At 55.4% G+C, this 17,429-nt stretch carries 17 protein-coding genes; 7 read left to right on the top strand and 10 right to left on the bottom strand.

Annotated elements, in window-relative coordinates:
- Positions 1-59: 59 nt before the first annotated feature.
- The 9 genes from ACZ5FM_RS17670 to rsmI form a co-directional block, all read right to left on the bottom strand.
- Entirely contained in the window at positions 60-1,592 is a 1,533-nt protein-coding gene (locus ACZ5FM_RS17670) for a YifB family Mg chelatase-like AAA ATPase (RefSeq protein WP_192486748.1), read from the bottom strand.
- Positions 1,593-1,836: 244 nt separating this feature from the next.
- Positions 1,837-2,793, bottom strand: coding sequence for a glutathione synthase (gene gshB, locus ACZ5FM_RS17665; protein WP_259147804.1), 957 nt, complete (start codon positions 2,791-2,793; stop codon positions 1,837-1,839).
- Between the two features lie 96 nt (positions 2,794-2,889).
- The gene (locus tag ACZ5FM_RS17660; protein WP_312946520.1) at positions 2,890-3,402 is read right to left on the bottom strand and encodes a cupin domain-containing protein; all 513 of its coding nucleotides are present in this window, start codon (positions 3,400-3,402) and stop codon (positions 2,890-2,892) included.
- 107 nt (positions 3,403-3,509) lie between these two features.
- On the bottom strand, positions 3,510-4,622 hold the full coding sequence (locus tag ACZ5FM_RS17655; RefSeq protein WP_312946522.1) for a sn-glycerol-3-phosphate import ATP-binding protein UgpC: 1,113 nt from the start codon (positions 4,620-4,622) through the stop codon (positions 3,510-3,512).
- Between the two features lie 12 nt (positions 4,623-4,634).
- Entirely contained in the window at positions 4,635-5,477 is an 843-nt protein-coding gene (gene ugpE, locus ACZ5FM_RS17650; RefSeq protein ID WP_259147810.1) for a sn-glycerol-3-phosphate ABC transporter permease UgpE, read from the bottom strand.
- Between the two features lie 13 nt (positions 5,478-5,490).
- The gene (locus tag ACZ5FM_RS17645; RefSeq protein WP_464039356.1) at positions 5,491-6,468 is read right to left on the bottom strand and encodes an ABC transporter permease subunit; all 978 of its coding nucleotides are present in this window, start codon (positions 6,466-6,468) and stop codon (positions 5,491-5,493) included.
- Positions 6,469-6,611: 143 nt separating this feature from the next.
- Positions 6,612-7,910, bottom strand: a complete 1,299-nt coding sequence (locus tag ACZ5FM_RS17640; protein WP_464039355.1) for an extracellular solute-binding protein — start codon at positions 7,908-7,910, stop codon at positions 6,612-6,614.
- Between the two features lie 281 nt (positions 7,911-8,191).
- Entirely contained in the window at positions 8,192-8,560 is a 369-nt protein-coding gene (locus ACZ5FM_RS17635; protein WP_250983373.1) for a YraN family protein, read from the bottom strand.
- Positions 8,550-9,437 carry a 16S rRNA (cytidine(1402)-2'-O)-methyltransferase gene (rsmI, locus tag ACZ5FM_RS17630; protein WP_464040499.1) on the bottom strand — a complete coding sequence of 296 codons (888 nt, stop codon included), beginning with the start codon at positions 9,435-9,437 and terminating at the stop codon, positions 8,550-8,552. The genes ACZ5FM_RS17635 and rsmI overlap by 11 nt, the downstream gene beginning before the upstream one ends.
- A gap of 295 nt (positions 9,438-9,732) precedes the next feature.
- Between rsmI and dnaN the strand changes: the two genes are divergently transcribed.
- The 5 genes from dnaN (at position 9,733) to ACZ5FM_RS17605 (ending at position 14,042) form a co-directional block, all read left to right on the top strand.
- Positions 9,733-10,851, top strand: a complete 1,119-nt coding sequence (gene dnaN, locus ACZ5FM_RS17625; protein ID WP_192486741.1) for a DNA polymerase III subunit beta — start codon at positions 9,733-9,735, stop codon at positions 10,849-10,851.
- A gap of 298 nt (positions 10,852-11,149) precedes the next feature.
- Entirely contained in the window at positions 11,150-11,743 is a 594-nt protein-coding gene (gene pmtA / locus ACZ5FM_RS17620; RefSeq protein ID WP_275640421.1) for a phospholipid N-methyltransferase PmtA, read from the top strand.
- A gap of 194 nt (positions 11,744-11,937) precedes the next feature.
- Complete coding sequence (gene pyrF, locus ACZ5FM_RS17615; RefSeq protein WP_250983371.1) at positions 11,938-12,630, top strand: orotidine-5'-phosphate decarboxylase; 693 nt, start codon at positions 11,938-11,940, stop codon at positions 12,628-12,630.
- Between the two features lie 13 nt (positions 12,631-12,643).
- A complete protein-coding gene (locus ACZ5FM_RS17610; RefSeq protein WP_192486738.1) occupies positions 12,644-12,931 on the top strand; it encodes a DUF1330 domain-containing protein in 288 nt (95 codons plus the stop codon).
- 130 nt (positions 12,932-13,061) lie between these two features.
- Complete coding sequence (locus tag ACZ5FM_RS17605; protein ID WP_464039354.1) at positions 13,062-14,042, top strand: complex I NDUFA9 subunit family protein; 981 nt, start codon at positions 13,062-13,064, stop codon at positions 14,040-14,042.
- Between the two features lie 562 nt (positions 14,043-14,604).
- Here the strand turns inward: ACZ5FM_RS17605 and ACZ5FM_RS17600 are convergent.
- A complete protein-coding gene (locus tag ACZ5FM_RS17600) occupies positions 14,605-15,411 on the bottom strand; it encodes an undecaprenyl-diphosphate phosphatase (RefSeq protein WP_259147819.1) in 807 nt (268 codons plus the stop codon).
- Between the two features lie 161 nt (positions 15,412-15,572).
- Between ACZ5FM_RS17600 and ACZ5FM_RS17595 the strand changes: the two genes are divergently transcribed.
- A complete protein-coding gene (locus ACZ5FM_RS17595; RefSeq protein ID WP_192486735.1) occupies positions 15,573-16,265 on the top strand; it encodes a glutathione S-transferase family protein in 693 nt (230 codons plus the stop codon).
- The gene (gene queG / locus ACZ5FM_RS17590; protein ID WP_464040498.1) at positions 16,246-17,427 is read left to right on the top strand and encodes a tRNA epoxyqueuosine(34) reductase QueG; all 1,182 of its coding nucleotides are present in this window, start codon (positions 16,246-16,248) and stop codon (positions 17,425-17,427) included. The genes ACZ5FM_RS17595 and queG overlap by 20 nt, the downstream gene beginning before the upstream one ends.
- Positions 17,428-17,429 lie beyond the last annotated feature (2 nt).

Raw genomic sequence — 17,429 nt, 5'->3', positions numbered from 1 at the left:
AAAAGGCCCGCCATGCTGTCGCGCACGGCGGGCCAATTCTACACCCAAGTTTTTAAGCCTCACGCCGCAGCGGTGAGCCTTTCTCCGGCAATACGATAGGAAATGGCTTCAGCCAGATGGATGCGGCTGACGATGTCGTGCCCCTCAAGGTCGGCAAGTGTCCGCGCCACCTTGAGAATACGGTGATAACCGCGCGCTGAGAATTTCAGGCGTTCTGCGGCATCACGCAGAAGCTGCAAACCAGGCGCGTCCGGTTCAGCAAAACGCTCAATCAGAGCGGTTGAGCAACGCGCATTGGTCCTGATCTCGGCAAAACCGGCACTGGCATACCGTTCCTGCTGACGTTCACGGGCACGCGCTACACGCCTTGCAACATCCACGCTGCTTTCAGCCGCCATTGGGCGGATTAGGTCCGCCGCCGAAACAGCGGGAACATCGACGCGGATATCGATACGGTCCATCAGTGGACCGGAAATCCGGGCCTGATAATCGGAAACGCAGCGTGGTCCTCTGGCACAGGTAAAGCCCGGTTCGCCTGCCATACCGCATTTGCACGGGTTCATCGCTGCAACCAGCTGAATTTGCGCCGGATAGCTCACGCGATGATTGGCACGCGCAATGATACATTCGCCGGTTTCCAACGGCTGGCGCAAAGCATCCAGCACCTGCGGTGAAAACTCCGGGAACTCATCCAAAAACAATACGCCATTATGGGCCAGCGATGCCTCACCCGGCTTGGCACGCAAACCGCCGCCGACAAGGGCTGCCATGGTGGCAGAGTGATGCGGCGTCCGAAACGGCCTGCTATCGGACAGTTTTCCGCCAGAAAGCTGGCCTGCAATGGAATGCACCATCGAGACCTCCAGCAATTCTGCTGCCGACAGGGGCGGCAAGATAGACGGCAGTCGTGAAGCCAGCATTGACTTGCCCGACCCGGGAGGCCCGACCATCAGCATGTTATGACCACCGGCGGCAACAACTTCGAGCGCCCGTTTGGCGCTCTCTTGCCCCTTTATGTCGGCAAGGTCGGGCATATTGGCAGGTGTCGCGCGGATGGCGGGCTGCGGACGCGACAAAAGCTGTGTACCGCGAAAATGATTGGCCAGCGCAATCAGGCTACGCGGTGCCAGGATATCAATATCCGCACCGGCCCATGCGGCTTCCGGGCCGCTGTCCGCCGGGCAGATGAGGCCTCTACCCATGGCATTGGCACCGATAGCAGCAGGCAGTGCGCCGGCTACCGCACCAATCGTTCCATCAAGGTTCAGTTCTCCCAAAACAACGTAACCGGCCAGCGCTTCAGCAGGTATGGCCCCGAGCGCCGCCATCAGGGCAAGCGCAATGGGCAAGTCGAAATGACTGCCCTCTTTTGGCAAATCTGCCGGGGCAAGATTGACGGTGACCTTCTTTGGGGGGAGCGCAAGCCCGGACGCATGCAAGGCGGCCTGGACGCGTTCACGGCTTTCAGCAACGGCTTTATCCGGCAGTCCGACGATCTGTATGCCGACGCGGCCCGGCGCAACCATGACCTGAACTTCAACGGGCACACCTTCGATGCCCTGAAATGCAACCGTATTGACCCGAGCCACCATGGCCTGCTCCTGTAAACCGCATCCGCTGGTCCGGAGCCTCATGGCTAGAGACCGGCGGAAGACCTGATTATAGCGGCCATCACCAGACATGATCTGCCCGTTGTCCGGCCGCCTCAAACAGCCTGACACAAGAGACGTTGCAAAACAAGAACGTTACGTGAACAATTTCACGTATATGGTGTGTTCGAGTTGTAACGGATGCAAAGGAATGGCCATTCCTTCACATCCAAGCAGACAGGGCCAATCAGCCCTGCGCTTCGCGCTTGCGCTCAATGGCGTCCCACAACAGGCTTGCCACGTCGGCACCACCGAATTTTTTCACTTCGCGAATGCCGGTCGGCGAGGTCACGTTGATCTCGGTCATGTAGTCACCGATCACATCGATACCGACGAACAGGAAACCGCGCTCACGCAGTGCAGGACCAATCCGCTCGCAGATTTCCTTTTCACGCGCCGTCAGTTCTGTCGGCTCGGGGCGACCACCGGCATGCATGTTGGAGCGGGCATCATTTTCAGCCGGCACACGATTGATGGCACCAACCGGCTCACCATCCACCAGCAGGATACGCTTGTCACCCTTGCGGACGTCAGGCAGGTACTGCTGGGCGATATAGGGCTCGCGGAACATCTGGCCGAACATCTCCAGAAGCGACGAAAAGTTGCGGTCGTCACGGGTCGAATGGAATACGCCAGCGCCACCATTGCCGTAGAGCGGCTTCAGGATAATATCGCCCATTTCCTGACGGAAGCGGGCAATCTCGGTCACGTCCTTGGTGATCAGCGTTGCCGGCATCAGGTCTGCAAATTCGGTGACGAAGATCTTCTCAGGCGAGTTGCGTACCCAGGCTGGATCATTGACGACCAATGTCTTGGGGTGAATGCGCTCCAGCAGATGCGTGGAGGTAATATAGGCCATGTCGAAGGGCGGATCCTGGCGCAGATGAATGACATCCATCGTCGACAGATCAACGCGCTCCGGTTCTGACAGGGAATAGTGATCGCCATTGATGTCGCGCAGTTCCATCTGCTCGACAGTGGCGTAAATCTTGCCGTCACGCATGCTGAGACGGTCCGGTGTGTAATGAAACAGCCGGTAGCCTCTGGCCTGCGCTTCAAGGCTCATGGCAAAGGTCGAATCCCCGGCAATATTGATGCCGGCTACATGATCCATCTGGATCGCAACGTTCTTGATTTTTGCCATGCGCAGTCCCTTTTCTCAAAGCCCGACAGATTTAGGATAGAGGGGCTTTAAAGGCAACTGCTGCAACATGCGGCATCTATGAGTTTTATTGATACTCTACCTGGCAAGGCTGTAGGAGCGAGCCGAGAAAATCTTGTTCCAGACACGATAGGCCAGAGCCAGCATTGTCGGAAATGGACGGCGCATAAAAGCCACTTTGCGCACGTAGTTGTCCACGCGCCATGTCGCCCATGTTCCGGCGCGGAAATAAGCAACGTCACCGCTGCGCAACACACTCACCACACCGTTTTCAGCCGTGACATGCACTTCACCTTCCAGGATATAAACGGTCTCATCCCAACCGAAAAACCAGCGGAATTCACCGGCTGTGCAGTCCCACATTGCAGTGCTGGAGGCGCGATCTCGACTTCTGGAATGGTCTGCGGCACGCGCATGTGGCGTGCCTGACAAAATCCAGTCCGGATTGATTGGCGCGTCCTTCATATCCATGCGATGGCTCGAAGCGGCAACGACGGCGTCCAGATTGCCGCGACGAGACGTCAAGGGAATAAGCGGCACGCTACGAATTGCCATAGCCAACGAACTTGCCAACATGATCTTGATCGACATACGCTTTCCCCAACCGGTTTTGTCGATTGGGGTTTAGCGCAAACAAATAACGATACCGTTCATCCAGTCCGTTCAATTTTATCGATCTGGCCTCAAATGCAGAGGTTTCAGCCCGCAAATAAAGGGATAGCAGCGGTCTGTTGTTCTGCATTGAAACGCGCATGTTGCGGCTCAATCCGCTTTCCTGTTTCAACAGAGAAGAAGTGCAGCTTCTCCGGCGCGATGGTCAGCGAGAACTCCAGCGGTACTGGCAGATCCGGCGGGAAGGCAGCCGTCATTGCCTGATCGCCCACAAAACCATGTACGAGGCGCTGCGAACCCAGCTCTTCCACATAATCGACACGGAATGCCAGCCCCTTTTCCTCGGGCCCGGCGATGCGGAAATCTTCGGCTCGCATGCCAACCGTGACAGCACCGGATGCCGGCGCAAAGCTCTTCAATGTCATGATTTCAGGGCCGATGGCGAGACGATCACCATGTAATTCACCGGCAACGAGGTTCATGGCCGGCGAGCCGATGAAGCTTGCGACAAATGTCGAGGCTGGCGTGTGATAAACATCCAGAGGTGCGCCAATCTGCTCGATACGGCCACCGTTCAGTACAACCAGACGGTCGGCCAGTGTCATGGCTTCCAGCTGGTCATGGGTGACGTAAAGCGATGTCGTGCCAAGACGCTTTTGCAGACGCTTGATTTCACCGCGCATCGAAACACGCAGCTTGGCATCCAGGTTGGACAGAGGTTCATCGAACAGGAAGGCAGCCGGTTTGCGCACGATGGCGCGACCCATGGCAACGCGCTGACGCTGACCACCGGACAGAGCCCGCGGCTTGCGCTCCAGATAGGGCTGCAGTTCCAGCATGCGCGCCGCTTCCTGCACGCGTGCGTCAATCTCAGCCTTTGGTGTCTTGCGGTTTTTCAGACCGTAGGCAAGGTTTTCATACACAGTCATATGCGGGTAAAGCGCATAGTTCTGGAATACCATGGCGATGTCGCGGTCAGCAGGGTCAACATTGTTGACCACACGCCCACCGATTTTCACCGTGCCTTCGGAGATTTCTTCGAGACCCGCGACCATGCGCAAAAGTGTGGACTTGCCGCAACCGGATGGGCCAACGAGCACGATGAACTCGCCGTCATTGATGGAGATATCGACCCCGTGAACGGCGCGTACGCCACCATGGTAATCCTTGCAGACCTGACTGATTTCGATCTCGGCCATGTTACCTATCCTTTATTTATCGCTTTCGGTGAGGCCCTTGATGAACCACCGCTGGAAAATCACCACGATGAGAACCGGCGGCAGCATGGCGAGCACCGCAAGCGCAAAAGCTTCGTTGTAATCGGGGATCTGGGAGCCGATCCAGACCTGGAGAATGGACTTGATGCCACGCATCAAGGTGAAGAAACTCTCATCCGTGGTCATCAGCATGGGCCAGAGATACTGGTTCCAGCCATAGACGAACATGATGATGAAGATGGCGGCCATCATGGTGCGCGACAGCGGCACCAGAACATCAATGAAAAACTTGAGCGGACCGGCGCCGTCGATGCGGGCCGCTTCCAGCAACTCGTCTGGCACAGACTTAAAGAATTGCCGGAAGTAGAAGGTTCCGGTGGCAGAAGCCAGCAACGGCACGATCAGACCACTATAGGTATTAAGCAGACCAAGCTGGCTCATCACCTGATAGGACGGCATGATGCGCACTTCGAGCGGCAAAAGCAGCGTCGTGAAGATGATCCAGAATGCGAGCGTTGCGAAACGGAAACGGAAGTAGACGATGGCGTAGGCCGCCATCATCGACAGCACGATTTTGCCGACGGCAAAACCGACACCGAGGATCAACGAATTGACGACCATATTGAAGCCGGTGATCTGGCCGGTAAAACCGCCCTTCTGCGTCAGGACCTTCTGGTAGGTGGCCACCATGTTGTCACCTGGCAGAATGGTAATGCCGTTGCTGTGAATTTCTGCCGCCGTATGGGTGGACGTCATGAAAGCGACCACGACCGGTAACATCAAAAACAGCGAACCGAGGATCAGCACCAGATGGTCGAGAGGTTTTGTCTTGTACATGTCTGTTCCCCGCTCAGCTGTAGTGAATGCGCTTCTCGAGGAAGCGGAACTGGATGATTGTGAGAGCAAACACCACGAGCATCAAAATGACGGACTGGGCGGACGAACCACCGATATCGTTACCACGGAAACCATCCATGAAGACCTTGTAGACAAGGGTAATGGGGTTATTGGCGGCCTTGTCCTTCACCATCACGTCAATGATCGCGAATGTGTCGAACAGCGCATAGGTGATGTTGATGATCAAAAGGAAGAAGGCGGTTGGGGTCAGCAATGGCAGGATAACCGTCCAGAACCGGCGGAAACCTGAACGGCAATCGATGGCTGCTGCTTCACGAACAGATACGGGTACGCCCTGCAGGCCCGACAGGAAGAAGATGAAGTTGTAGGGGATCTGCTTCCACACAGCGACGGTAATCATCGCAAATGCCGTATCGAAGTAGTTCAACCCAACTTTCATGTCCCAGCCAAACCACGAGGCAAGTTTTACGAACGGACCGATGTGCTGGTCAAAGAACATCATGCCGATCAGGCCCGCCACTGGCGGTGCGATCGCATAAACAGAGATCAGCAAGGTCTTGTAGGCGGAACTGCCACGGATGATCTTGTCGGCCTTGATCGCCAGAAGAAGGCCCAGCGATAACGAAAACAGTGTGACAAGTGCCGTGAAGATTACGGTAAACCTGGCAATATTGCCGTATTCCGAACTGGAAACTGCTTCGGTGTAATTGTCGAAACCGACAAAGGTCGAACCGAAACCGAACGGGTCTTCAATATAGAATGAAGACTGAACCGCCTGCACGGACGGCCAGTAGAAGAAGATAAAAATAACCGCCAGCTGCGGCGCAAGAAACAGATAGGGAAGAAACGACGAGGAAAACTGCACCCGTTTCATGCCAGCCGGTTCGGCCAAAACAGCCGGCTTATTCGCCTTGGTGATAAATCCGGGAAGAAACCGGATGCGGCGAGGTTGAGAGGATGTGTAAGCCACGCTCGTTGCTCCTGAAGCAATTCCGGCAAACCGCATGGCGGACAACCTCTAGAATTGCGCAATACGGGTAATCGCTGAATGGACCTCCCTTCCACAAGGGAAAGGAGGCCCAGTTTACATTCGACTATCGGGGATCGCTGATATCAGCCAGCCGTCTTGGCGAAACGTGCGAGAAGCTCGTTGCCTTCCTTTTCGATGGTTTCAAACGCCTGCTTCACAGTCGTTTCGCCAGCGAAAATACGGTTGTATTCGCGTTCCATGATCGAACGGATCTGTGGGTAGAAACCGAGACGGTAACCCTTGGACCAATCGCCACCCTTGAGCATCAGCTGCTTGATGCCAACTTCAGCAACAGGCTGCTTTTCGTAGTAGCCTTCAGACTTCGTCAGCTCGTAAGCAGCATTGGTGATGGCAACATAACCGGTTGCTTCATGGTAGAACTTCTGGATTTCCGGCGATGTCAGGAACTGGAAGAAGTCAGCAGAGCACTTGTTTTCTGCTTCAGGCTTGCCAGCCATCGCAAACAGGGCTGCACCACCGATGAAGGTGTTGGTGCCAGCGCCTTCAACCGACTTCCAGTAAGGCAGGAAATCAGCCGAGAATGGCATGGTTGCAGTCTTCTGCAGACCACCGAACGAACCGGAAGAACCGATCCACATAGCAACCTTACCTTCTTCGAAAGGCTTCTGGTTGTCGGCCCAGCCAGCGCCGTAATAGGCGTAGTAACCGTTGTCAGCCCAGGACTTCAGCTTCTCGAACATGTTGATCAGGTTCGGGTCTGTGAGGTTCATCTTGGTGTCAACAACGCTGTCGTAACCATTGTTGTTGGTTGCGAACTGCAGGTTATGACGCGAGAAGAAGTTTTCGGTGAACTGCCAGGTCAGCTGCGAGGCGGTCAGCGCGGTGTAACCGGCTTCTTTCAGCTTCGGTGCAATAGTTTCGAATTCTTCCCAGGTCTTTGGCACTTCAACGCCAGCCTTTTTGAAGGCTTCGGTGTTGATGTACATGATCGGAGCGGAAGAGTTGAACGGCATGCCGACAAACTTGCCTTCGGAATCCGCGTAGAAATAACGTACGCCCTGGATGAAGGCTTCGCGGTCGAACTTGTAACCGGCGTTGTTGATCAGGTCTTCAGCAGGAATAACTGCGCCCTTGGCGTTGATGATGGTGGCCGCGCCAGCATCAAAAACCTGAAGGATGTTTGGCTGTTCGCCCGAACGGAATGCTGCGATACCGCTGGCGAGAGCTTCTTCATAAGTGCCCTTGGAAACCGGGGTCAGCGCACATTCGGCCTGCGATGCGTTGAACTTCTGCGAAATCTCGTTGATGACTTCGCCGTTACGACCGCCCATGCCGTGCCACCAAGTGATGTTGGTTGCCGCCATGGAAGACGTTGCCGAAACGCTGATGGCCAGTGCGGCCATGGAAAACTTTTTGAGCATTACTCGATCCTCTCCACCAGTTGATTGGGGTGAGCATGCGAATAGTGACGTTCCATGACGCCACTTTAACAGTTACATGTCAGATTTGTTACAGTTGTGCATGATGCTGATTGCACGTCTTTATTAGAGCGCGCCGTTATGCCGATAAATCACTCCGCAGATGCAAATATTGCTGAACCGCTGTCAATTGATGCACTCCGAATAAAAAGCAGAAGCTGAGTTCGCCGCTCCCGCCCCAGCCATAGGCGCGACGCCAACCCTTCCCGATGGCTGAAACGCCTTTAGAAAGCGTCGCGGAAATGCCGGGGCCATGACCATGGCAGGATGGCGACAATATCAAACCGCAGCGACAGGTGGCCTGTGCCGCGCATGCGGGCGAGCCAGACATCGGCGGCCGCGCGGATACGTCGTTGCGATTCAAAACTGACCGCATCCACAGCCGTCGTTTCGGCTCTACGCGCCTTGACCTCAACCATCGCCACCAGTTCACCCTTGCGGGCGATGATATCGATTTCACCGAGCGGCGTGCGATAACGCAGCGCCAGAATGCGGTACCCCTTGAGAACAAGGTAAAGGGCAGCGAGATATTCCGCCAGATGGCCGCGCCGGTGAGCCCTTTTTCGTTTCTTTAGCCGGCCTTCAACCGCCATTGGCATTCTTCATGTGGAGCAGTCGCTGATAAAGCTCCTTGCGTGGCAGGCCGGTAAGCCTTGACGCTTCGGCCGCTGCCTTTGCGGTCGGCATGGTGGAGGCCAAATCCTTCAACAGATCCTCTACGTCCTCGATGTCAGGCACTTCGTCAAAGGACGGAGGCTCAATCAACAGCACGATCTCGCCCTTGACCACACGGTCCTCATTGTACCACTCGGTCAATTCGCCAAGGGTGCCGCGACGAAACTCCTCAAAGGTCTTGGTCAGTTCACGGCACACAACGGCGCGACGGTTTACACCGAGAACTTCTGACGCAACCTTGATGGTCGCGCAAATACGATGGGGCGATTCAAAAAAGATCAATGTTGCCGGCGTTTTGGACAGTTCCGAAAAACGATCGCGTTTGCCGCGGTCCTTGACCGGCAGAAAGCCTGCAAACATAAACGCGTCGCTTGGCATGCCCGAACCAACAAGTGCGGCAAGTGGCGCGGACGCACCGGGAATGGGAACCACGCGGTAACCGGCTTCGAGCGCCAATTGACCGAGACGATAACCGGGGTCGGAGACCAACGGTGTGCCTGCATCGGAAACAAGAGCGACGGATTTTCCGGCTTCGAGCGCTGCCAGCAATTTTGGCCCCGCTTCATTGGCATTGTGCTCATGATAAGAAAACGGCCGGTTGCGAATGCCGTAACGGTCCAGCAGGATGCGGGTGACGCGGGTATCCTCGCAGGCCAGTACATCAACCGAGGCCAGGGTCTCGAGAGCGCGCAGGGTGATATCACCGAGATTGCCGATCGGAGTGGCGACAAGGTACAGCGCTACATCCAGCGGGCGGGCCGGCACTGTCACGCCACCAACCAGATATCCCTTCACGCCACCTGATGGCGTGCCGCTCGTTTCATTATCCGTCACTCTTATTTCCGATCATTATCCGCATCTTCCCTGCCTTTATGGTAAAGAGACGATGCCTGAACAAGGGCACCAAGGTGTTTTTGGCTGTGGATCATGTTGTATAGCACCAAAATGGAGCGCGCCGTGCGCATTCGCCTCTTGCATTTTTCGGTATATCTCTGCCATTTTGCCCGTCCCACAGTTTCTGGTTCAGCCAGACATGCATACAATTGTCGATCCGGGTTTCCGGTTCGCGCGGTCGAAAGCGGTAGTGTCCATGCGTATTACTCTTGAGCGTTCCAACCTTCTGAAATCGCTAAACCACGTCCATAGGGTCGTGGAGCGCCGGAATACGATTCCGATCCTGTCGAACGTATTGCTGCGCGCCTCCGGTGCGAGCCTCGACATGAAAGCAACTGACCTTGACCTCGAGATAACAGAAGCAACACCGGCCATGGTCGAGCAGGCCGGCGCAACAACCGTACCAGCGCATCTGCTATACGAAATCGTGCGCAAGCTGCCTGACGGTTCCGAGGTTCTGTTGGCAACCAATCCGGACGGTTCCTCCATGACGGTTACCTCCGGCCGTTCGAAGTTTTCACTGCAGTGCCTGCCGGAGACAGACTTTCCTGATCTGACAGCTGGCACGTTCAGCCATACATTCAAGCTTAAGGCGAGCGATCTGAAAATGCTGATCGATCGCACCCAGTTCGCCATCTCGACGGAAGAAACCCGTTATTACCTGAACGGAATTTTCTTCCACACGATTGAAAGCGACAACGACCTCAAGCTGCGCGCTGTCGCAACCGATGGCCACCGTCTGGCACGCGCCGATGTCGAGGCACCATCCGGCTCCGAAGGCATGCCGGGCATCATCATTCCACGCAAGACCGTGGGTGAGTTGCAAAAGCTGGTCGATAATCCTGAACTGATCGTGACGGTGGAAGTTTCCGACGCCAAGATCCGTCTGACGATCGGTTCGATTGTCATGACATCCAAGCTGATCGACGGCACTTTCCCGGATTACCAGCGCGTCATCCCGACCGGTAACGACAAGGAAATGCGCGTTGCCTGCCAGAGCTTTGCCCAGGCAGTTGACCGCGTATCGACCATTTCTTCCGAGCGTGGTCGTGCGGTGAAGCTGGCAATCACCAGTGGTCAGTTGACGCTTACCGTCAATAACCCCGATTCCGGCAGCGCGACTGAAGAAGTCGCGATCGACTACGACAACGACTCGATGGAAATCGGCTTCAACGCAAAGTACCTGCTTGATATCACCTCGCAGCTTTCAGGCGACGACGCTATTTTCCTGCTGGCCGACGCGGGATCGCCGACGCTGGTGCGCGACACTGCCGCCGATGATGCTCTTTACGTCCTGATGCCGATGCGCGTGTAACACAGCCGGCTCAACATATAGTCATATCTGTTGAAACGCCGGAGGTTCACCCCCTTCGGCGTTTTTCATTCAATGTGATTTAAAGCGTCCAGACGCATTGCAATAGAAGCCTTGAGCGTCAGGCCATCAGGTTATCGCCTGTCGTTATCAAAACACCGTGGCGTTCTTCGGCACTATAAGCTGCAGAAAGAAAATATCTGCAAAGAACCCAATTGCGACATTTTGCCTTGTTTTTGCGGCAAACGAGCGCAACATAACCGCAGACAATGACTGTCGCCGTCAAACGGAGAGGGAACAGATGGGTTTAAGCCTAAAGGAACGTTTTGGGAGAAAATTTGAAGAGGAAATTCGCTTCTTCAAGGGAATGGTCAGCCAGCCAAAGGCTGTTGGCGCAATCGTTCCAACCTCCTCCGTCACCGCACGCAAGATGGCAAGCGTCATCACTCCGCAGTCAGGCCTTCCCGTTCTTGAGCTTGGCCCAGGCACCGGCGTTATCACCAAGGCCATTCTGGCCCGTGGCATCAAACCGGAAAACCTGACAGCAATCGAGTTTTCGACCGATTTCTATAACCAGCTTCTGCGTCATTACCCCGGCGTTAATTTTATCAATGGCGACGCGTTTGATCTGGAAAAGACGCTTGGCGAACAGAAAGACCAGATTTTTGACAGCGTCATTTCCGCTGTGCCACTGCTGAACTTCCCGATGTCGGCCCGCACGAACCTTCTGGAACAGCTGCTGGACCGCGTTCCGGTTGGCCGTCCTGTCATCCAGATTTCCTATGGCCCGGTTTCGCCGATCATTGCGCAGCCATCGCGCTACCATATCCGGCATTTCGACTTCATCGTCCGCAATATTCCGCCTGCACAGTTGTGGTGTTACACCCGCAGCTAAACCTACAGACGCCACGCAGAGCCTTTTCATTGAACATGAAAAGGCTCTCACCATTTGTGGGGTCCGTTTTTTCTTGCGGAACAACCCATCTCATGCGACTTGGACGCGACCAAGCATATTGTGTTTCATCACACCGGTGCAACGCAGCGCCGCGCGTCTTTGCGCGGAATGCTTTCAACGAACGGGGAGCCGAGATGACCGCACGCGATCGCCTGATCGTCGGACTTGATATTCCGACAGTAAAAGAAGCCGAAACAATCGTCAGCCAGCTTGGTGATGACGTTCTGTTCTACAAGGTAGGTTATCAGCTGGCCTTTGCTGGTGGCCTTGAATTTGCCCGTGATCTTGTCCAGAGCGGCAAGAAGGTTTTCCTCGATATGAAGTTGCTGGATATCGACAACACGGTTGCATCAGGCGTCGAGAACATTGCCAAGATGGGCGTTTCCATGCTGACGCTTCACGCCTACCCCAAGGCCATGCGGGCTGCCGTCAAGGCTGCACAGGGCTCCGACCTCTGCCTGCTGGGCGTTACCGTGTTGACCTCCATGGACAATGACGACCTCATCGAAGCCGGCTACAGTGGCGACGCCCGCTCACTTGTCCTGCTGCGCGCCAAACAGGCCCGCGAAGCTGGCATGGGCGGCATTGTCTGCTCTGCTGAAGAATCAAGTGCCGTTCGCGAGGTTCTTGGACCAGATATGGCCGTCGTTACCCCGGGCATTCGCCCGGCAGGTGCCGATCACGGAGATCAGAAACGTGTGATGACACCTCTTGATGCCATCCGCGCCGGTTCCAGCCATCTTGTGGTTGCCCGCCCGATCGTCAAAGCTGCTGATCCGAAAGCCGCTGCACGCGCTATTCTCGCTGAAATGCAGACTGCACTTTAAAGGAGTTGAACTGATGGCCAAGGCTTATTGGATTGCCCGCATCGATGTACACGACACCGACCGTTACAAGGACTATGTTTCGACCGCCAAACCTGCCTTTGAGCGGTTCGGCGCGGTGTTTCTCGCCCGTGGAGGTGAGTTTAGTGAACTTGAAGGCAAAGCACGCCAGCGTAACGTGGTAATCGAATTCCCTTCGAGACAGGCGGCCGTCGATTGTTTCAACTCCCCTGAGTACCAGGAAGCCCTGAAAATTCGTCAGGAAGTTTCCGATGCAGAGCTGGTAGTTGTCGAGGGAATTTGACGCAAAACAAGTGTGAATGGAGAACCTTTCATCAAAGGGTAATCCTTGATGCTGTTCTCTCTTCACCTGCTGCCCGCTTTCAGCTAAGAGACCATTAAAACCTCAGTAATTCCGTTCGCAGGAGCCTGTCATGACCTTGGCAAACCTTCCCCCTCTCGTCACCGTGTTCGGCGGTTCGGGCTTTATCGGGCGTCATGTGGTACGGACGCTGGCAAAGCGCGGTTACCGCATTCGCGTTGCTGTCCGCCGTCCTGATCTTGCCGGCTTCTTGCAGCCACTCGGCAATGTTGGCCAGATTTCCTTCGCCCAGGCCAATCTTCGTTACCGCCAGTCGATCGACAAGGCTGTCGAGGATGCCGATTACGTGGTCAACTGTGTTGGCCTGCTGCTTGAAAGCGGCCGCAACACATTTGACGCTGTGCAGGAATTTGGTGCTCGCGCAATTGCCGAAGCCAGCCGCGCCGCCGGTGCGAAGCTGACCCATCTCTCGGCAATTGGTGCCGACGCCAACTCTGCATCGTCCTATGCCCGCACCAAGGGTCGTGCGGAAGCTGCCGTACAGAGCATTCTGCCAGACGCGGTTATCCTGCGTCCTTCCGTCGTATTCGGCAATGAAGACGAATTCTTCAACAAATTTGCTCGCATGGCGCAGACCATGCCGTTCCTGCCGTTGATTGGCGGCGGCAAGACGAAGTTCCAGCCTGTGTATGTTGAAGATGTTGCGGAAGCTGTTGCAAAGTCCGTTGATGGCGCCTTGAAGCCTGGCGCAATCTACGAACTCGGCGGTCAGGAAGTCATGACATTCCGTGACTGTCTTGAGGCAGTTCTGGCTGCCACCTATCGTGAGCGCCCGTTCATATCACTGCCATTCCCGATCGCTTCGCTGATCGGCAAGATTTCCTCGATGGTTCCACTGATCAAGCCAGCACTTACCGCTGATCAGGTTACGCTGTTGAAGAAGGACAATGTCGTTTCCGAAAGCGCGGAGAAGAATGGCCTGACACTTGCTGCCATGGGCATTACCCCTGTTCGCGTCTCGTCCGTTTTGCCGACATACATGGTGCATTATCGCGCCCACGGCCAGTTCGCCAAGACTGGAAAAGCCGCCTGAGAGCAAGGCTCAAAATTTTAAAACATCGACAATCGCCCGGGAACCATTTCCGGGCGATTTTCGTTTGGGCCAACAATCGTCAGATACGAAAGCGTGGCACAAGCGCAACGCTGAATAAGACTTTGCATTAACCGAGCATTCAGCAAGCTGTACTATTGATAATGGGCGGTGGGACACATATACCCCAGCCTCGCATCCCCAAGATGGACGACCCGTCATGTGGGCAATATCATTTGAAAGGCATATATAATGGGCAGGTCTATCGCACTGTTTTTTGCGTGTGCGGCATTGGTAGTTCTGGCAGGTTCTTTCATGGCGCCGGGTACTGTGGCGGCCGGAAAGAGTGAATGCGCCCCGGCTTACGGTGTGGATCCCTGCGCAACCGGTGCAATCCACTAAATCACATCTGATTTTCAGGTTTGACGACCAGCGCGCGGTATTTTCACCGTTGACGGCATTTTGAGCCTTTCCCGTTTTCATGAAACAGGAAAGGCTTTTGCATTTCTGGTATCCAGCGGGCCAGACATGATCTTCACATCCAGCCTGGTTATGTTCTCAAAATTTAGCCGACCGTCAGAAGAGCGATCAGACCTATGGTGCCGATCAGTATGCGCCACCAGGCGAAGACGGCGAAACCACGCTTCGACACGAAATCGAGCAGCGAACGCACCACAAAAAGACCGGACACGAAGGCCGCGATAAAGCCAACGGCGATAAGCGCACCATCATCGAAGCTCAGTGCGTCGCGGTTCTTGTAGAGATCAAGTGTGAAGGCGCCGAGCATGGTCGGCATGGCCAGGAAGAATGAAAACTCTGCCGCAGAGCGCTTGTCAGTCCCCATCAACAACGAACCAACGATGGTGGCACCGGAACGCGACGTTCCGGGAATCATCGCCAGGCACTGGAAGAAACCGATCTTGAGGGCCAGTGACGGCGGGTAGTCCATGACGTCGGTATATTTCGGCGTCAGCGTCATGCGATCAACGGCCAGCAGGATAACCCCGCCGATGATCAGCACGACACAGATCAGCATCGGCGTTTCAAATAGCACTTGCTTGATGAAATCATGGGCAAAGGCACCGATGATGGCAGCTGGCAGAAAAGCCAGCAGGACCGCCAGAACAAAGCGGCGAGCCTTGGCACTTGTCGGCAGAGCCATGGCAATCGACAGCAATTTCTGGAAATAAACCAGCAGGATGGCCAGGATCGCACCAAGCTGGATCAAAACTGCGAATGTATTGCCAGGAGACTTGAAACCGAGGAAATGTCCGGCAAGCAGCACATGTGCGGTAGACGAAACCGGAATAAACTCCGTCAAGCCTTCTATGATACCAAGCAGCAACGCGCTGATGATCGATTGGTCCGCCATGTGCAATCCTTTTATATGCCGGGGAGAATGTGGATGATGGTCTCTTGGGTTTAAACTTGTTTTGAAATAGCTAAGCTCTTATAGCTTTTGCCACAGGCGCATATTTGCAGCACTGCAGCACGAGCTTTTCACAAATCACCAATCTCTAAATTCGAGCATCAATGCCTACTCTTTATCATTCACCGATGTCTACTGCATCCCGGTTTGTACGTCTTATTCTGTCAGAATACGGCTTTCAGTGCGATTTGGTGGAGGAGCAGCCGTGGGAGAAGCGTAGGGAATTTCTGGCGCTCAACCCGGCCGGCACGCTGCCGGTGTATGTTGATGATAATATGAGAGCACTTTGCGGCCCGAATGTGCTTGCCGAGTTTCTGGACGAAACCCACGGTGTGCTGAAAAGAGATCGTCGTCTGCTGGCCGAAGACCCGTTCCAGCGCGCCGAAATTCGCCGCTTGACCGAATGGTTCCTTCAAAAGATGGAAAATGACGTCACCCGCCCCTTGGTACGGGAACGTGTCTATAAACTGCAGATGACCGCCGCACAGGGCGGTGGGGCCCCGGATTCCAAACTGCTGCGCACCGCCCGCGCCAACATTCGCCAGCATATGCGTTATCTCGAGTGGCTGTCCGGCTCACGGACCTGGCTTGCCGGAGACCGTCTGAGTTACGCCGACCTTGCGGCGGCAGCTGGTGTTTCCGTGCTGGATTATCTGGGAGAGATCGACTGGCTCGAATCCCCCATTACCAAGGAATGGTATCAAAGGCTGAAGTCCCGGCCGTCCTTCCGCCCGATGCTCGGGGAACGGATCCGTGGCCTTGCACCTTCTTCACACTATGCGGACCTCGATTTCTGACCCGGTGACACAAACAGCGACCTCAAACGACCGCGACAGCCAACGCCGCGCGAAGCTGACCGCTTTTGTGCGCTCTGAGGCAGCGGCAGTCGGGTTCGATCTCTGTCGCATCACGGCGCCTGACAGCATTCCGCAGGCGCCAGCACGGCTCAGAGATTTTCTGGAGGCCGATTACCACGGCACCATGAGCTGGATGGCTGAGACGGAAGAACGACGTTCCGACCCACGTGTCCTCTGGGACAGCGTACGTTCCATCGTCATGTTCGGCATGAATTATGGTCCGGATGAAGACCCGCGCTCCCTGCTGGACAAACCTGACAAGGCTGCAATTTCCGTTTACGCCCGCAACCGCGACTATCACGACCTTATCAAGGGCCGGCTCAAGGAGGTCGCAACGCGCTTTGCTGCCCGTGCCGGTGAGGATGTGAAGGTGTTTGTCGATACCGCACCTGTCATGGAAAAGCCGCTGGCGATGGCAGCCGGTATCGGCTGGCAGGGCAAACACACCAATATCGTCAGCCGCACGCATGGTTCCTGGCTGTTTCTCGGCAGCCTGTTCACCACGGCAGAACTGGATTTTGACAGGCCGGAGCGTGATCACTGCGGGTCTTGCAACTCATGCGTCGATGCCTGCCCAACCGGCGCCTTTCCAGCGCCCTACAAGCTGGATGCCCGCCGCTGCATCTCCTACCTAACGATTGAGCACAAGGGCATCATCGACCCTCACTTCCGTCCACTGATCGGCAACCGTATCTATGGCTGCGATGACTGTCTTGCCGCCTGCCCGTGGAACAAGTTTGCGCAAAGTGCATCAGAAATGAAGCTGAAGGCACGTGACGACCTCAGCGAACCATCCATCGCCTTCCTGCTGACGCTTGATGATCCGACCTTTCGCACCTTCTTTAGCGGGTCTCCGGTCAAACGTATCGGTCGCAACCGTTTCATTCGCAATGTGTTGATTGCCGCTGGCAATTCCGGTGACCCGACATTTATCGACCAATGTCTTGATCTCGTGAAAGATCCCTCGCCTGATGTGCGTGGCATGGCCGTTTGGGCCTTGTCGCGACTGATGGACAAACAGGCCTTCCACTCTTACGCTGCAACACGCGGTTCGGAAGATGATCCGGACGTGCTTGAAGAATGGCGACTGGCAGGAGCATAAGA

The sequence above is a fragment of the Agrobacterium sp. 5Ca50 genome (assembly GCF_055381905.1).
The sequence above is the reverse complement of the archived record's forward strand: the minus strand, read 5'-3'. Positions and strand labels throughout refer to the sequence as shown.

What these genes read in the sequence shown, in the direction of transcription:
- dnaN (WP_192486741.1), top strand. Translation starts at nt 9,733, where the DNA reads ATGCGTATTACTCTTGAGCGTTCCAACCTTCTGAAATCGCTAAACCAC.
- ACZ5FM_RS17655 (WP_312946522.1), bottom strand. Translation starts at nt 4,622, where the DNA reads ATGGCCGAGATCGAAATCAGTCAGGTCTGCAAGGATTACCATGGTGGC.
- queG (WP_464040498.1), top strand. Translation starts at nt 16,246, where the DNA reads ATGCGGACCTCGATTTCTGACCCGGTGACACAAACAGCGACCTCAAAC.
- ACZ5FM_RS17670 (WP_192486748.1), bottom strand. Translation starts at nt 1,592, where the DNA reads ATGGTGGCTCGGGTCAATACGGTTGCATTTCAGGGCATCGAAGGTGTG.
- ACZ5FM_RS17635 (WP_250983373.1), bottom strand. Translation starts at nt 8,560, where the DNA reads ATGGCGGTTGAAGGCCGGCTAAAGAAACGAAAAAGGGCTCACCGGCGC.
- ACZ5FM_RS17600 (WP_259147819.1), bottom strand. Translation starts at nt 15,411, where the DNA reads ATGGCGGACCAATCGATCATCAGCGCGTTGCTGCTTGGTATCATAGAA.
- ACZ5FM_RS17640 (WP_464039355.1), bottom strand. Translation starts at nt 7,910, where the DNA reads ATGCTCAAAAAGTTTTCCATGGCCGCACTGGCCATCAGCGTTTCGGCA.
- pmtA (WP_275640421.1), top strand. Translation starts at nt 11,150, where the DNA reads ATGGGTTTAAGCCTAAAGGAACGTTTTGGGAGAAAATTTGAAGAGGAA.
- ugpE (WP_259147810.1), bottom strand. Translation starts at nt 5,477, where the DNA reads ATGTACAAGACAAAACCTCTCGACCATCTGGTGCTGATCCTCGGTTCG.
- gshB (WP_259147804.1), bottom strand. Translation starts at nt 2,793, where the DNA reads ATGGCAAAAATCAAGAACGTTGCGATCCAGATGGATCATGTAGCCGGC.
- ACZ5FM_RS17605 (WP_464039354.1), top strand. Translation starts at nt 13,062, where the DNA reads ATGACCTTGGCAAACCTTCCCCCTCTCGTCACCGTGTTCGGCGGTTCG.
- ACZ5FM_RS17660 (WP_312946520.1), bottom strand. Translation starts at nt 3,402, where the DNA reads ATGTCGATCAAGATCATGTTGGCAAGTTCGTTGGCTATGGCAATTCGT.
- pyrF (WP_250983371.1), top strand. Translation starts at nt 11,938, where the DNA reads ATGACCGCACGCGATCGCCTGATCGTCGGACTTGATATTCCGACAGTA.
- ACZ5FM_RS17610 (WP_192486738.1), top strand. Translation starts at nt 12,644, where the DNA reads ATGGCCAAGGCTTATTGGATTGCCCGCATCGATGTACACGACACCGAC.
- ACZ5FM_RS17595 (WP_192486735.1), top strand. Translation starts at nt 15,573, where the DNA reads ATGCCTACTCTTTATCATTCACCGATGTCTACTGCATCCCGGTTTGTA.